Consider the following 15,314-nt stretch of genomic DNA (forward strand, 5'->3'; position numbering starts at 1 on the left):
CTCCTACACTTTCAAATGTTTTCTGATCGTGAAGAAGCTGACAAAAAATCCGATTCCGACGCCGAGTCCCAGGGCAACCGATACCATAGAAGGGAAAATTGCCTCTGCCGGAAGGAGGTTGAAAACTCCCGCCGCGTCCCCTGTCAGGAATCCGAAATTATTCATAATATACCCAACAGCCCTGTGATAGATATAATACATCCCGGACAGTGGAATAACAGCTCCCAGCAGACCGAGAATCACACCTTCCACGACAAACGGCGCGCGGATCATAAAATTCGTGGCCCCAATCAGGCGCATAATTTCATTTTCATTTTTTCTGAATGCAGCCGCCACATGAATGGTATTGCTGATCAAAAAAACCGATACGGCCAAAAGGATGCCGATAATAACCGCCGACAGCCCGCCTATGATACGGTTCAGACTGGAAAATCCCGCCACGACCGCGTTGGAGTATACGACGCGCCGTACTCCCGCGGTACCGTTTAAATATGTGACCATCTCATTCTGTTTCGATATATCTTCCAGAAAAATCTCATACGAAGCAGATCCTGCCAACGGATTGTCATCCGCAAATCCTTCTGCCAGACCTTCCATATCCTTGAAATATTCTTTCTGGAATCCTTCCCATGCTTCTTCGGCTGATATATATCTGATTTCCCGCACGTTCGGCTGCTGTTTGATCTCATTACCGATCGTCAGGATATCCTGCTCATTGATATCATCATTAAAAAATACAGTAATTCCAACTTTTGTCTCCGCAGTATGCGTAATATTCTGCACATTTGCTATCAGGGAGAAAAAGAGGCAAAATAAAAAAATACACGCAGAAATCGTTGCCACAGAAGCCAGTGAAAACAATACATTTCTGCATATATTTATGATTCCTTGTTTAAGGCAATATAAAAGTGTACTAATCCTCATGTGTATCTCCGCCTTCTTTTGTGTCGCTTACCACAGCTCCTCGTTCCATGGTAATTACACGTTTTTTCATGCGTTCCACAATCTCTCGGCTGTGGGTCACTACGATTACCGTCGTACCTCTGGAATTGATCTCCTCTAAAAGCTTCATGATCTCATCTGCATTCTGATGGTCAAGATTGCCTGTCGGTTCATCTGCCAGAAGGACTTCCGGATTGTTAATCAATGCTCTGGCAATGGCAACTCGCTGCTGTTCACCGCCGGAAAGCTGGTTGGGATAAAACTTATACTTGGATGAAAGTCCGACCATCTGCAGCATGGCCGGCACCGACTCCCGGATCTTCCGGGTGGATACGCCGACAACTCGCTGAGCGAACGCTACGTTTTCAAATACCGTCTTATCCTTTAAAAGGCGGAAATCCTGAAAGACGACGCCCAGCCGTCTGCGGTATTTCGGCACAAAACGCCTGGGCATCTTCTGTAAACTCATATCATTCACTACAATTTTTCCGTAACTGGGTTCTGTCTCTTTCAGCAAAAGTTTTAAGAGAGTGGACTTTCCCGATCCGCTGCGCCCTACGACAAATACGAATTCGCCGTTTTCAATCGTGATATTAACATTCCGCAGCGCCTTGTTTCCAGTCTCATACGTTTTGCTTATATTACATATTTCTATCATTATCTATCCTCGATGTGATTAGTAATCCAGACTCTCCATATACTTCATATACTTAACGACCATAAGCGCAATCTTAAAGGTAATTGCGTCCTCAAATACGCGGAGATCCAGTCCTGTGCTCTTCTGAAGCTTATCCAGACGATATACGAGTGTATTTCTGTGAATATACAGCTGCCTCGATGTCTCGGATACGTTCAGGCTGTTCTCAAAGAACTTATTGATCGTAGTAAGAGTCTCCTCATCGAAATCATCCGGCGACTTGCCGTCAAAAATCTCTTTAATAAACATACGGCACAACGGCAGCGGCAGCTGATAAATCAGACGTCCGATTCCCAAGTTGCTGTAAGCTACGACGTTCTTACTGCTGTAGAAGATCTTTCCTACATCCAGAGCCATCTTTGCCTCTTTGTACGAACGTGATACATCCTTAATCTCATTGACAATGGTACCAAATGATACGTGTACCTTTGTAAGAGCCTCCGTATTCAGCATATCCAATACCATATTAGCCGTCTTTTCCAGGTCATCGTATGTCTCGCCCGGCTTTACTTCTTTAACGAGAATGATGTTCTTCTCGTCCACCGCAGTGACAAAATCCTTTGTCTTCGTTGCAAACAGGCTGCGGACAGTTTCCAATGCGTTCGTATCCTTCTCATGCTTTGTCTCGATCAGGAACACCACCCGCTTAACGTTTGTCTCTATATGGAGCTTCTTGGCCCTGTTGTAGATATCTACCAGCAAGAGGTTATCCAGCAGAAGGTTCTTGATAAAGTTATCCTTATCAAATCTCTCCTTATATGCTACCAGAAGGTTCTGAATCTGGAACACTACCAGTTTGCCCACCATATATACGTCGTCGCTTCCGCCTTTTGCCAGCAAAATATATTCCAACTGATGTTCGTCGAACACTTTAAAGAACTGATATCCCTGAATAACCTGACTGTCTGCCGGAGAGTCTACAAAAGCAAGGATGGAGCTCTCGTATTCCTCAGCTTCCGGAAAAGTGGAAGCAAGTACTTTGGCTTCTGTATCACAAATACAGAAATCAATCCGTGTAATTCCCTTCAACCCTTCTATCGTGGTCTGAAGTATCTGATTTGAAATCATTTCTACACTCTCCTTTTTGTAAATTTACCCTGATTTTATATTAATGCAAAAAGATAAAAAAAGCAAGCAGGTATTGCTTCTGCTTGCTTAATTTTTGCCATATCTCAGTTTCTTTAACAGATAATGTCTCCAGTTTCTGCACAAAAGATATGTACTTTTTTTGTATCAAGTGCTAGTTTCACCATATCATTAGGCTGGAATTCTGCCCCTTCTGCCACGATTGTCCAGCTGTTGTCGTCCACATTTGCATAAATCAGCGTCCTGCCGCCAGCCTCTTCGCATCCTGTAACCGCAGCCTCCATAACCGCTTCCTCCGATGTCTCTGCAGATGTCACCTGTACGTCTTCCGGTCTGATCCCCAGGAACACCTTCTTGCCCTCAAACTCCGTTTTCCGAAGCCGGAACGCTTTCTCTTCCGGAAGGACAATCTCATTTTCATCAAAGCGAATAACAATGCTGCCTTCCCTGGACGCAACGGAGGCCTCCACCATATTGATCGACGGCATACCGAGGAACCGGGCTACAAACGCATTTGCCGGATGGCTGTACAGCTCTTTTGGCGTTCCCTCCTGCTGAATCTCGCCTTCCTTTAAAACCACGATCCTGCTGGCCATCGTCATGGCCTCTTCCTGTCCCTGTGTGCATATACGATCGGAATATCCAGTTTTTCTTTAAGTTCCGCCATCTTATGCTCGATAGTCGTCTTATTCTCTCCCGTAATTCTGATCAGAGGATCATCCATTAAAAGCACCTTCGGCTCTTTTACAATCGCCCTTGCAATGACTGCTTGAAGGGTTTCCTCCTCTGAAAGCTTCTCCGGCATCCTGCTGAGAAGTCCCTCGATCTTCATAAATTCTGCAATTGCATGAATTCTTCTGTCCATCTCTTCCTGGGGAATACGCGCCAGCTTCAGAGCAAATGCAATATTGTCATATACATTCATCTGAGGATACAGCGCATAATTGGAGAAAATCATAGCCACTCCTCTGTCCTTCGTCTCCCTATCATTGACAAGTTCACCGTCAATATAAATTTCTCCGGAGTTGCTTTCTTCCAGGCCTGCAATCATTCGGATCAGCAAAGTTTTCCCGCAGCCCGCAGGTCCTGCAAGAACGACGAATTCCTTATCTGCAATGTCCAAGCTAAAATTTTTCACTACCATATCGTTATTGGGACATTTTTTATTTACATTTCTTAATGACAATCTGGTCATCTCAAACTTCCTCCTGGACTTTCATTTCATTTTTATGCTATGAATACTCAGCACGTTTTCATACATGCTCAGTACAAAATATATACAAGCATATCATAACATGACAGACAATTTTTCATCCATATTCCATTTAACCAAAAACAATTGCAGGCTTTTAGCTATTTTGTATATTGTTAAATCAAACACACCAAAATAACAAAATAATATCTAATTTCTCATTTTTTCCTGTGAAGTTTTCCCAATCTGCAATCTTTGTCATTTTTCTTTTTATTCCGTCCCTATACCTCGTGAGCGGAAAATCCTTCGCCCCGTACTTCGCGGGCATCCGTAACGATGATGAACGCCCTGGGATCAATTGCCGCCGCAATCTCTTTTACTTCTACGATCTCTTTCGGTGAAACAACGCAGAACAGAATATCTTTTCTGTCGCCTGTGTACATACCCGTCGCCTTGATATCCGTAACGCCCCGTTCCAGCCGCTCCATGATGACCGAAGCAATTTTTTCTTTCTGGTCCGAAATCACATATGCGACCTTTGAATAATGCACGCCGGCCACAATACTATCGGAAACTTTTCCGAGGCAGATCACCGCGATGACCGCATAGCAGGCGCATGTGATTCCGAACACGGAAATACCGGCTATGACAACGATTCCGTCCAGAATCTGCAGAATCTGGGCAATGGATATATGGCGCATCTTCCTCTGGAACAAGACAGCCATCGTATCCGTTCCTCCTGTCGTCGCATGGCACAGCAGGAGAAGTCCCGTGCCGATTCCCGTAATGACGCCGCCGAAAAGGGCCGTGAGGAGCATGTCCTCATGCAGGAAGGGATAGTATGGAATTGCGCCAAGAAATACGGAAAGGGCGGCTGTCGCAAATATGGTCCGCTTTACAAAGGTCCAGCCGAGTGACTTCACCGAAAATATAAACAGAGGAATGTTCAGCACGGTATTGGTGGCCCACAGAGGAATATCCAGTTTCGCCTTTAAAATAATCGCAATACCCGAAATTCCCCCTGTTACAAGACCCATCGGATCATAAATATTCTTTATTGCAAACGCGATCATGAAAGCCCCCAGGCCGATCACTAAATAGTCCGTAAATGCTGTTCTTTTATAAGACACCCTTTGTTTCCTCTTTTCTTTCCTGTTTATTACACAAGGCTTCAGCTCCCTGTTTCCCTGCGTACAAATATGGTACGGCCCGGACACAATTTTCCATGCAATCCGGGCCATACGGGTAATTTTATGCTTTTCTTGCGAGAACATTGAGCCATGTTCCGTTCTCATGGCTGGAACTGTGTCCTTTATCTTCAGTCTCCCACAATTTAATCATTTTTAATCCATCAGACTCTTTAATAATTCGCTCCATCTCTTTTGCAGTGTAATCGCTGAAATAACGTTCGCCGCTGAAACCTTCAAAATCCCCCTCATGGAAGGACATGTATGCGACCCCGTCTTCTTTCAGCGCCTCCGAGATCCTGTCCAGTATCTCCGGAAGCTCCTTCTTGGGGATATGGATGAGTGAGGCACACGCCCAGATACCGTCAAATGCGTCATCAAATTCCATCTCGCGGAAATCCATCTGAAGCACCTCCAGATCGGTATGTATTTCCGCCAGTTTACACATCTCTTCTGAAGCGTCCAGAGGAGTCACGTCATATCCCATTTCATAAAAGGACAGACTGTCCCTTCCGGATCCGCAGCCCAGATCCAGAATCGTGTCTCCTTCTTCCATACACTCCAGGAACTCCTTCATGATATCACTCATATCCTGCTCAGCGGTGTCTTCAAATACTCTTGCAGCGTACTTATTATAATAATCAATCGAGTCCAAAATAATCCTCCTATACCCTCTCTATGGTCTTATCCGTAATCTTTACTTTGCCTTCTTTCAGCAAATGTCCTACAGCTCTCTTAAATGCATTCTTGCTTAAATTAAATTCCCTTTTTATAATATCCGGGGAAACTTTATCATTAAATGGGAGCACACCCTCGAATTCATCGAGGACCTTCAGCACCCGGTCGGAATCGTCGTTGATCTGCACATACGCTTTATCCCTTGGGCTCAAATCCAGCTTTCCGTCGTCCCGAACCTTAATCACACGCGCCTCAACCATTTCGCCCTCGTGATATTCACCGAACATCTCGCGTCTTGGAATCAGGCCGTAATACCGGTTATCTACGGCAACGAATGCCCCCAGGTTCTCATTGATCTCATAAATCGTTCCGGTTACCCAATCGTCTTTGTGGTATGGCGATTCATTGCTCATATAAGAGTATACCCTCATGGTAGCAGCCAGACGTTTGCTCTTGTCCACATAAAGAGCCACCAGGCACTTCTCACCCATTTTTACTTTATGATTCTGCTCTTTAAACGGGAGCAGCAGATCCTTCTCCAGGCCCATGTCGAGGAACGCGCCGATTTTGGCTACATCCTTCACCTCCAGTACCCCTACTTCTCCTACCTGCAGCCTTGGGACTCCTGTTGTTGCAATCAGCCTGTCTTCTGAATCCTTATAAATGAAAACGCTTAGCTCATCTCCTACCTTTGTTCCCTCTGGCACCTGTTTTTTCGGAAGCAGAACACTTGCCTCGCTGTCCGCCTCTTCACCCACATAGACACCGAAATTCTTGATTCTTAAAACTTTCAGCGTCTGTACTTTTCCTAATTCAATCATTTCTTATCCTTTCTGCGCACCAAACCAGACGACTGCAAAGATTTCGTCTTCCCCGCAAAGGGACACGACATATCCTTCATCCGTCTCGCTAATCCGCGGCATCATCACATTTCCCAGTACTGCAGCCTTCTTATACTCGATCCGCAGTTCCCTGATCCTGAAATTTTCAGGAAGAAATTCCCTTGCTATTTCCACGTACTGGGCATTATTTACATGGTGATTCGTATCTATATGGTGTTTGCAAACCTGAACAGAGTTTCCGTTTACAAATGTTTGTGGTATTTCGATTTTTCTTGGAGCGTAATCCATATTAAGACGCTCTGCATGAGGATCTCCGTATCCCCTCACATCATCTTCTGTTACCTTTACAGGACGGCCGGCGGCCGTATCGAAGAAAAACCAGATGGAATTGGCCCGTACCAGATAATTTCCTGACGTATCCTGAATCGTAAAGTTCCTGTAACCATATATCCCCTTAAAATCATATGGCCAGGTACCTATCACAATCTTCTCCCCCAATCGCGGATACCTGTCGATGATAATTTGCCAGGAAGACAGCCACCATGCACGGTTGTGATGATTCAGATACTCCACACCCAGTCCAAGGGATTCCGACTGAAATGTAGAGCAGTCCTGCAGGTAGTTGATGATTCCTGTAACAGATAAATTGCCATTCTCATCCGTTTCACTGTACCTCACACGGCTGTCAAATGTGTACATAAAGGTCTTATCCTTTCCTTTATCAAAAACTTTGCCAGACTATAGTATATAGCTTTTTTCACTAAATGTCCAGACTTTAGGGAACTTGTCGACAAAAATTTTTCAAAATTCACGGAATAAAGGCGCGAGGGGTATTTCTCACACCGAAAAAATTTAATTATTGATTATCCTTCCCATTTCTACTATACTTTTACATGTACTTCAGGAATCTCTTTGTGTTCGATTTGGCAGGATGGTTTTTCATCAGATGTGCGCCAATTTATGAGGCTTATGCGGCGCGTACGCCGAGCAGCTTTGTACACAGCCGGCGGAAAATCAACCGCAATGTCTGATGTGAAGGAAGATGTAAAAGGATTCCGATAGTACATTTACATAAACGGAGGACAAATTTATGTTAAAAGACGATATGATTATGAAAGCCGGCATCATCCACATTCTGGACTCATCCATGTCCATGCCTGTGCTTTCCGATTACCCCATCGATCTGGGCTCTGACCTTTGTGATTTTCTGAAAGCTCACATCGAACGTTTTACAGAAAGCGACGATGTCAAAATATGTCAGTTCTCTGATGAATCCCCTACTATGGCGCTGATTCGCGACTGTACGCCTGAGAACTTTGTGGAAACCAGCAAGGAACTGGCAGTCAACCTTTTCCAGATCATGAATTCCAATATTGCGATTCCTGCCGCCGATATCGCTCTGCTCGTTTTCAGCTGCAGCGGCAATGATTACATGGCTCTGCTGAAGTTAAACTACCGTACGTCCTATACTCATTCCACGAAGCAGCTGGAAAATGGAAACAGCAATGACTTCATCGTCCACCGTGCGCTACTCCCCGCCCAGGGGCAGAAACTTTCCGAGGCTTCGTTGTAGACCTGTCTACGGGAGAGATTCTTCTGACCGAACGGAAATATGAAGTAAACGGAGAAAAACGCCTTTATTTTTCCGAACTGTTCCTTCAGTGCCACGCCCCCATGTCTCAGAAATCGCGGCTTGACATCGTTACAAAGGCAGTAGAACAGGTAAACTCCAAATACTACGGCAGCGAAGCTCCCGAAAGGAAAATGGAAATTAAGAATGTCATCTGCAAGGAGCTGGAAGAGAAAGGAAGCATTCAGGTAGAAGAAATCAAAGAAAAAGTTTTTTCCGACAGCCCGGAAATGCAGGAAGATTTTGAAAAAAAGCTGGAAAAATATCACATGGAAAAAGAAGTGGTTCAGCCTAAAAGTGAGAGAACTATCAAAAAGTTTCAGAAGCAGCACCTGACTACGGATACAGGAATTGAAATCACTATTCCAATGGAAGAATACAGAAATCCAGACCGGGTGGAGTTTATTACAAACGCGGATGGAACGATCTCGGTACTGATTAAGAACATTGGACATTTAGATTCCAGATAAACATGCAGCACATCCGTTTTGTATGGATAACCGTCATTCCCTCTTACACGTATAGGACAAATGCCGTAAGGGGGATTTTTATGAGAAGTCATGTGCAAAACCGCTTTCTACTGCCGTTCCTTGCGCAATATGATTACTGTTATTTTTTTATATTATTCTAAATAATTAGTTTTTTTCTAGTCAATTCGACAATTTAAAGTTTTTTTATTTTAACAGCAAAAATTGATTGACATTTTATAACTTATTATGTATAATAAAGATATCAAACAAAGAGTTATAAAAAATTTAAAGAAAGAGAGGTATAGTCCAAAGGGAACATAAGATCATCCTCAGGAAATGGTTTTAATATGACGAGAAAGTATTAAAATCAGAGATAGAAGCAAAGATGATAATAGAGGATATTATCAAAAGCAGTTGAGAGTACTGTAAATTATTAATAGCATAAAGGAGTAAAGTCCAATGGATACAATGTATTAGGAATGGGTGCTGATTAGTGAAATCGGTATCCATTCCTTTTTGTTGCACTATAATTCACGTCAGTTTTTGAAACATACGAAAGAATCCCGCTCGCGGGATTCTCCGCCTGCGGCGGGTCGCTTCAGCGACATCATTCCTTACCGGCGCAGGGCGACCCTGCCCGGAGGGTTTTTTTGTTACATAGGATAGTTCGGAGAACTTTCCTATATAACAAAAAAACCGGAAAGTACAAGGTATCCCTCGTAATTACCAGTTTTTTCCGCGCTGGGCTACAAGGATTCGAACCTTGAAATGACGGAGTCAGAGTCCGTTGCCTTACCATTTGGCGATAGCCAATTCATATAAACTCACAATCTTATTGGCGATTGCGGAGTTTATTATACCCATAATCTTCTATTTAGTCAAGCCTTTTTCATATATTTTTTTACTTTTTTTGCATGTTTCTTCTTGACCCACCGGAATACTTCCGACCGGTCTTTCAGGAGTCTATATATATCCTCCACTTCTCTTTCGTCCAGTACGCAATCCATATGCTTAATCCGGCGCCTGATTTTTCCTGCTGCCCTGCTGCTCAGGCTGACGATCACGTCGGACGTTCCCATACGCCAGATCCGGCGCAGTTTAACGCCGTCATTAAATACGATCGCCGAAACTATCGGAATTTCCGGCAGCCCGTTCCGTTCTCTTATGAGATAGCTTTTCAGATGCCTGATATGATTTTGGTTCTGATATACCGGGCTGTAAAAGGACCGTTTTCTTCCCGGAAGAATCTGGCACCAAAATTCCCTGTCAGCTCTGCCGATAATCGTTCCCGAATAATTTTTATTCTCTATTACAAAAATCCCATTCTCATGAATCATGATAATATCTGTTTCTACATATCCTTTTCCGTCAGCCTTCGGAATATATGCATTAAATACAAAGCGTTTCTTTCCTTTGATCTTCTCAAGTACCAGGGAAGTTTCGTACTCTCCTGCCGTACCCTTGTCATTTTCAATTTTTTTTCTCCGTTTTCCTGTTTCCATTCGGTATTCTGAGCGCCTGTATCTTCGGAAACGGTATGTCTTTTTTGCCAGAAGAACCGCTGTTACAAACAGAAGAAAAAATATAATGTAAACAGGCATGTTTGTCGGTCTCCACTGTAATTTATGATATAATGAAAAGAAAGTCTGCAGATCTTGTCTGCAGACTTTCTTGAAACTGGGCTACAAGGATTCGAACCTTGAAATGACGGAGTCAGAGTCCGTTGCCTTACCATTTGGCGATAGCCATCACAACAACAAATCGTATTATACATGAAGGATCTCATTCCGTCAAGCCTTTTTTTATGAACAGCGAGTTCGCTAAAGCCATCTCTCGCGCCGAGCGCGGTCGCTGCAGCGAAGTGAAGTCACTTCCAAACTATTTTTCTATTGCTGCAGAATGAAAGCAGGACCTTGGCCTGACAATAAGATGTCCGCCGGAAATTTCGGCGGACTCATTATTGTAATTACGGATGATCAATCGTAATCATCTACAAATTTGATAATTGCTGAGACGGAGCGTACAAAGCTTCCTTCTTCCAGTTTGGATTCGTCAATTGCTGCTGACTGAGGAAGTTCAATTCCATCTTCCATCTCTACGGATATCCATGTAGTTTCTGCCTCTTTGGCATGTTCGATCGCCTCTTCGAGAGTATCCCCTTCTGCATAGCATTCTTCCAAATCCGGAAATGCAACGTGATATCCTCCGTCCTCTCTGGGCTTAAAAATTGCAGGATATACAAATTTCATAACTCGTACCTCACTCTATCGATAATCAACCAGGTTCGAAAACATCTCACCAAGTGCTCCTATTATACCATAAAGTTACTGCAGTTTCTACCTGGAATCAAATTTTATTCAGCGGTCTGTTCCTGTCTTCCTGAACTGCTTTCCTTATTAGGGCCTGATTCTTCTTTCCCTGATGTCTCTTCGGAACTTTTTTCTTCCGGGTCTGAGCTTGTATCCTTTTCTGTATTTTCTGTTTCGGTCGGCTCTTTGTTTCCGGAACTGCTGTCTGACGTCGTTTCCTGGCTGGAAGAGCTGCTGCCTTCCTCCGCTTCTGTTGTCATTTCACCTGTCGTTTCCTCTGCCGTCGTCTCTTCTTCAGGAGCCTCTGTTGCCTCCTCCGATATCATAGGCGTCTCAAAGGTTCCCGTTACGCTCATCGGCTTTCCGCCCTGTTTCTGACGCACGCCGCCAAGCGAAAACTTATAAGTTTTTCCGCCTTCCAGTCCCTTTACACTCACTTCACAGGAATCGGAATAGGTTTCCTCGATCATGGCTGAATAGCTTTCGCCGTTTTCATCACGGATGCTTACCGTCTCATCCTTCCACTTTACGCTTGTTGTAAAATATATGGTCAAAATTCCGTCTTCATAGTCAACAAAATCGATCTTCAGACGGTTTTCAGCTTCTTCTTCCACCTCTGTTTCAGGTTCTGTTGTCGCAGCCTCTGTCGTCGTTTCCGACGGCGTTGTCTCTGCTGACGTATCCTGCGTCGTCTCTTCCGGCGTTGTCGGTTCTTCCGGAGAAGAACTTTCCTGAGTCGTCTCCTCAGTTTCTGCAGCAGACGTTTCCTTCTTCTGCGTCCTCTCTCCCAAAGCGTAAGAGCTGTCCGTAATTCTCTCCGCAATCTCTTCCATGGTCAGCGGAGCAAGTTCTTTCATATCGTCCATGGTAAGACCGCTGTTCTGCTCAATCAGTTCGTTAAGGAAATATGCTTTTCCATAGGAAATTCCATAAGTCTCCGCCAGCTGCTTCACCTCGTCTTTTTCTATTACCTGCTGGTCATACACAACAGCCTGAACTTGATTTTCCATCAATGACTGTTCGATATCGTCGACCACTTCCTGACGAAGCACATCCGCCTTGCTGATGCTGTCATTCGTTACCGTTACAAGAATCGCGTTGTCGAGATCGTCCAGATACCCGTGAGTCACAAGTGAACCGACCACCGCATTGACAGCCACGTTCAAATCAACGCCTTCCAGATCCATCTCAGCCAGTATCGCCTCCGCATCTTCATTCAGAGGGATTGCCTTAAGCACTTTATTTTTTCTATTAATTGACAGTTCCACACTTGGATTGACATCAATACCGATAATGGATTCTGTCTGCTGATTTAAATAGAAATTATAACCTCCGCTGCCTGCAAGAATCACACAAAGGCATGCAGCTGCCGCAATTCCCCATGCCCGGAATCTCTTTCCAAAGGACACCACACGCTCCTTCTTCGATTCATCCGTTTTTTCCTGCCATAACGGAGCTTCCTCCTGAGGAGTCGTAAGGTCAATACGGCTTAAAACATCCGGCTTCAGCCCGTCGACAGCAGACTTCAATGGTATTCAATTTTATCGCGTTTCACCTTATTCCTCCTCTCCGAGATAATTCTCTAATTTTTTCATGGCTCGGTTATATTTTGACAGCACAGTAGCAAGCGGCATTTTAAGACTGGCCGCAATTTCCCTATGTTTCATTCCTGCTGCTGCATGCAGCATTACAATCTGCCGTTCTTCTTCCTTTAATATCTCCAGCGCTGCCTGAAGCGCCAGTTTATCTGCGATATTCTCCAGCTGCGGGCAGAATTCTCCTGTTTCTTCTCCTGTTAAATCGTCAAGCCCAATATCCGCCTGATGTTTCTGATCCCTGAATTTCATGTAGCATAAATTCCGGGCTATCGTAAACATCCAGGCCAGAGGTTTTCCCTGTGACTTGTAACTGGCGGCGGAAGTCCACACTTTCAGATATGTCTCCTGCATAATCTCTTCCGCATCCTGTACGTTTTTAACGATGGACAGTATAAAACTGTATATGGTTCTGTCTGTACTCTGGTATAGTTGTCTGAAAGCCTCTTCATCGCCCATTCCGACGCGTTCCAACAGTTCCTCATCGGTAGGCGTGCGCTTTTCTCCTCCCAGACTCATCATTGCCATAAACAACATGGTTTTCTACCCTTTCATTAACTTAATGCAGGAAACCAGCAACTTATTGCACAAACTGGACATTTTTTTCATTTCTGTCAGTCTTCTGCACAGAAGCTGCTTTCGATTGTGATGACACAACTGCATTTTTTGTCTTTATTGGCTACTTCTTCTCTGACTTTCTTTTTCAGGTTGTCTCTGGCCGCTTCCATATATTCCCTCGGCACAACCAGATCAAAAATCAGATTAATTCTCTCTGCCCCGTCCACGATGCGAAAATCATGGATGCTCAGTCTGGAATCCAGGTTATCAATAATATCATCTACCATAATCCTGTAATGATTCACGATTTCATTCTTAACTTCTACAGGATCCATATGGATTACAAGAAAGAGATTCATTTTGCGCAGGGCATCCCGTTCAATTTTATCAATCACTTCATGGGACCGTTCGATATCCACATCGCTTGGCACTTCTGCATGAATGGATGCCATGCTCCTGGAAGGTCCATAATTGTGCACGATCAGATCGTGGCTTCCCACAATTCCATCATATGATTCTACAAAACGGCTTATTTTCCTGTATACTTCCGGGTCGATTGCTTCACCGATCAGCGGAGCAAGCGTCTCTCGTGCAATATTTATTCCGGCAATCATAACGACAACGGATACGATGATACCAATTATTCCATCCAGATTCAGCCCCCATATCCCGAATACGACAAGAGAAATGATCGTCGCTGAAGTAGTCGTCACGTCTCCAAGAGAGTCAGCTGCAGTAGCCATCATCACCTTGGAGTCAATCCTTCGTCCCAGCCTGCTGTTAAACAGCCCCATCCAGAGCTTAACGCCAATAGAAAGAATCAGGATCACGACGGTAATCAGATGAAAGCTCATGGGCTCCGGTTCTCTAATTTTTCCGATCGACGTTTTAAACAGGGAAAATCCCACCTGGATAACGAGGAACGCCACAATAAATGCCGAAATATATTCAATTCTGCCATGACCAAAGGGATGTTCGTCATCCGCAGGTTTTTCTGCCATCTTCACACCGATAAATCCGATAATCGACGACGCCGCATCCGACAGGTTATTAAATGCATCCGCCATAACAGAAATACTGTGTACAAAAATACCGATAGAAAGCTTTACTGTAAACAGCAGGAGATTGCAGCAGATTCCAACTACACTGGCCAGAAGGCCATATTTGGTCCGCACGCTCGAATCCTGCACATTTTCATAGTTGTTAATAAATTTTTTTACTAAAAAATCTGTCATTCCTGCTCACTCTCATTCCTCTGCATACTCTGCCTTAACGAGAAAAAGACCTTCCGGAGGAGCGGTAAAACCTGCTTCCTGCCGGTTTTCTGCTTTTATTATCTCCAAAACATCCTTAGGATTGCGTTTTCCAAGCCCTGTTTCAATCAAGGTGCCTGTCATAATCCTGACCATATGATAGAGAAAACCATTTCCGCAAAATGTCAGTATTACCTTACTCCCACATTCTTCTATTTTTATGCCGTATATCGTTCTTATCGTCGATTTCTTCATTTTCTTGTTCGCACAGAAGCTTTTAAAATCATGTTCTCCCGTAAGGTATCCGGCGGCTTCTCTCATCTTCCCGATATCCAGCCGTCTGCCGAGGCCATAAACGTATTTTCTTTCAAAAACGCCCTTCTTTTTGTTCGTTTCAATGGTATAGCGGTACGTTTGGTAACAGCATTCAGCCTGCTGTGAAACCGGCTGTCTTTTTCTTCTGCTCCAATCACGGCTATATCCTCCGGAAGGTACTGATTCATGTATTCCTTTACCGACTGCACAGAAAATGTATCCGGAACCTTAAAATTAGCCGTCTGTGCCAGCGCGTGGACTCCCGCATCCGTCCTGCCTGCACCGTGAACCTCTACTGCAGTTCCTGTCATCTTCTCCAGGATTCCTTCTATCTTTCCCTGGATGGTCTGGTCTGTGTTTCCCTGCTTCTGCCAGCCGTCATATCTGCTTCCATCATATTGAAGCTCTATCTTTATATTCCGCATTCCTTTTTCTTCTCTTTCCCATATATGTAAAATTAATATATGCAGGCACTAATTATATTACAAATCCGTCCGAAAAACAAGAAAAACAGCGGTTTTCCCTATCTTGTTAAAAAAGAAAAGGACCCGCAGAACACT

Annotated in this window: 18 protein-coding genes and 2 tRNA genes; 2 read left to right on the plus strand and 18 right to left on the minus strand. The window is 44.1% G+C overall.

Annotated elements, in window-relative coordinates; translation table 11 throughout:
• Positions 1 to 3: 3 nt before the first annotated feature.
• The 9 genes from DXA13_RS11950 to DXA13_RS11990 form a co-directional block, all read right to left on the minus strand.
• Entirely contained in the window at positions 4 to 924 is a 921-nt protein-coding gene (locus tag DXA13_RS11950; RefSeq protein WP_118244733.1) for a permease-like cell division protein FtsX, read from the minus strand.
• Positions 914 to 1,600: a cell division ATP-binding protein FtsE gene (ftsE, locus tag DXA13_RS11955; RefSeq protein ID WP_118244735.1), complete on the minus strand. Its 687-nt coding sequence runs from the start codon at positions 1,598 to 1,600 to the stop codon at positions 914 to 916. The genes DXA13_RS11950 and ftsE overlap by 11 nt, the downstream gene beginning before the upstream one ends.
• A gap of 18 nt (positions 1,601 to 1,618) precedes the next feature.
• On the minus strand, positions 1,619 to 2,707 hold the full coding sequence (locus tag DXA13_RS11960) for a helix-turn-helix domain-containing protein (protein ID WP_118244737.1): 1,089 nt from the start codon (positions 2,705 to 2,707) through the stop codon (positions 1,619 to 1,621).
• A gap of 113 nt (positions 2,708 to 2,820) precedes the next feature.
• Positions 2,821 to 3,327: a TOBE domain-containing protein gene (locus tag DXA13_RS11965; protein WP_118244739.1), complete on the minus strand. Its 507-nt coding sequence runs from the start codon at positions 3,325 to 3,327 to the stop codon at positions 2,821 to 2,823.
• Positions 3,324 to 3,920 (minus strand): ATP-binding cassette domain-containing protein, encoded by a 597-nt coding sequence (locus tag DXA13_RS11970; RefSeq protein WP_118244741.1) that lies wholly within the window; start codon positions 3,918 to 3,920, stop codon positions 3,324 to 3,326. Before DXA13_RS11970 ends, DXA13_RS11965 begins: the two co-directional genes overlap by 4 nt.
• A gap of 278 nt (positions 3,921 to 4,198) precedes the next feature.
• The gene (locus tag DXA13_RS11975) at positions 4,199 to 5,047 is read right to left on the minus strand and encodes a YitT family protein (protein WP_243009091.1); all 849 of its coding nucleotides are present in this window, start codon (positions 5,045 to 5,047) and stop codon (positions 4,199 to 4,201) included.
• 121 nt (positions 5,048 to 5,168) lie between these two features.
• A complete protein-coding gene (locus DXA13_RS11980; RefSeq protein WP_118244743.1) occupies positions 5,169 to 5,759 on the minus strand; it encodes a methyltransferase domain-containing protein in 591 nt (196 codons plus the stop codon).
• Positions 5,760 to 5,769: 10 nt separating this feature from the next.
• Entirely contained in the window at positions 5,770 to 6,603 is an 834-nt protein-coding gene (locus DXA13_RS11985) for a S1-like domain-containing RNA-binding protein (protein ID WP_118244745.1), read from the minus strand.
• A gap of 3 nt (positions 6,604 to 6,606) precedes the next feature.
• Complete coding sequence (locus DXA13_RS11990) at positions 6,607 to 7,323, minus strand: acyl-ACP thioesterase domain-containing protein (RefSeq protein ID WP_118244747.1); 717 nt, start codon at positions 7,321 to 7,323, stop codon at positions 6,607 to 6,609.
• A 391-nt stretch (positions 7,324 to 7,714) separates the two neighbouring features.
• On the opposite strand from DXA13_RS11990, the gene DXA13_RS22435 reads away from it, so the two are divergent.
• Both DXA13_RS22435 and DXA13_RS22440 read left to right on the plus strand, forming a co-directional pair.
• Positions 7,715 to 8,197, plus strand: a complete 483-nt coding sequence (locus DXA13_RS22435) for a nucleoid-associated protein (protein ID WP_278287046.1) — start codon at positions 7,715 to 7,717, stop codon at positions 8,195 to 8,197.
• A 23-nt stretch (positions 8,198 to 8,220) separates the two neighbouring features.
• Entirely contained in the window at positions 8,221 to 8,724 is a 504-nt protein-coding gene (locus DXA13_RS22440) for a nucleoid-associated protein (protein WP_278287050.1), read from the plus strand.
• Positions 8,725 to 9,465: 741 nt separating this feature from the next.
• Here the strand turns inward: DXA13_RS22440 and DXA13_RS12000 are convergent.
• The 9 genes from DXA13_RS12000 to DXA13_RS23115 all read right to left on the minus strand — a co-directional run bounded on the left by DXA13_RS12000 (position 9,466) and on the right by DXA13_RS23115 (position 15,179).
• Positions 9,466 to 9,537: transfer RNA gene (locus tag DXA13_RS12000), tRNA-Gln, on the minus strand.
• 65 nt (positions 9,538 to 9,602) lie between these two features.
• Positions 9,603 to 10,325, minus strand: a complete 723-nt coding sequence (locus DXA13_RS12005) for a nuclease-related domain-containing protein (protein WP_118244749.1) — start codon at positions 10,323 to 10,325, stop codon at positions 9,603 to 9,605.
• A 79-nt stretch (positions 10,326 to 10,404) separates the two neighbouring features.
• Positions 10,405 to 10,473, minus strand: a tRNA-Gln gene (locus DXA13_RS12010).
• Between the two features lie 227 nt (positions 10,474 to 10,700).
• Positions 10,701 to 10,973 (minus strand): type II toxin-antitoxin system HicB family antitoxin, encoded by a 273-nt coding sequence (locus tag DXA13_RS12015; RefSeq protein WP_118244751.1) that lies wholly within the window; start codon positions 10,971 to 10,973, stop codon positions 10,701 to 10,703.
• Between the two features lie 104 nt (positions 10,974 to 11,077).
• The gene (locus DXA13_RS12020; RefSeq protein WP_181995647.1) at positions 11,078 to 12,562 is read right to left on the minus strand and encodes a hypothetical protein; all 1,485 of its coding nucleotides are present in this window, start codon (positions 12,560 to 12,562) and stop codon (positions 11,078 to 11,080) included.
• Positions 12,563 to 12,589: 27 nt separating this feature from the next.
• Positions 12,590 to 13,165, minus strand: a complete 576-nt coding sequence (locus DXA13_RS12025) for an RNA polymerase sigma factor (protein ID WP_118244753.1) — start codon at positions 13,163 to 13,165, stop codon at positions 12,590 to 12,592.
• Positions 13,166 to 13,242: 77 nt separating this feature from the next.
• A complete protein-coding gene (locus DXA13_RS12030) occupies positions 13,243 to 14,421 on the minus strand; it encodes a cation diffusion facilitator family transporter (RefSeq protein ID WP_118244755.1) in 1,179 nt (392 codons plus the stop codon).
• Positions 14,422 to 14,433: 12 nt separating this feature from the next.
• Complete coding sequence (locus DXA13_RS23110; protein ID WP_347559835.1) at positions 14,434 to 14,760, minus strand: hypothetical protein; 327 nt, start codon at positions 14,758 to 14,760, stop codon at positions 14,434 to 14,436.
• Entirely contained in the window at positions 14,757 to 15,179 is a 423-nt protein-coding gene (locus tag DXA13_RS23115; RefSeq protein WP_347559836.1) for a hypothetical protein, read from the minus strand. The genes DXA13_RS23110 and DXA13_RS23115 overlap by 4 nt, the downstream gene beginning before the upstream one ends.
• Positions 15,180 to 15,314 lie beyond the last annotated feature (135 nt).

It is taken from the genome of Clostridium sp. AM58-1XD, assembly GCF_003464085.1.
In the GTDB taxonomy this organism is placed as follows: Bacteria; Bacillota; Clostridia; order Lachnospirales; family Lachnospiraceae; genus Lachnoclostridium_A.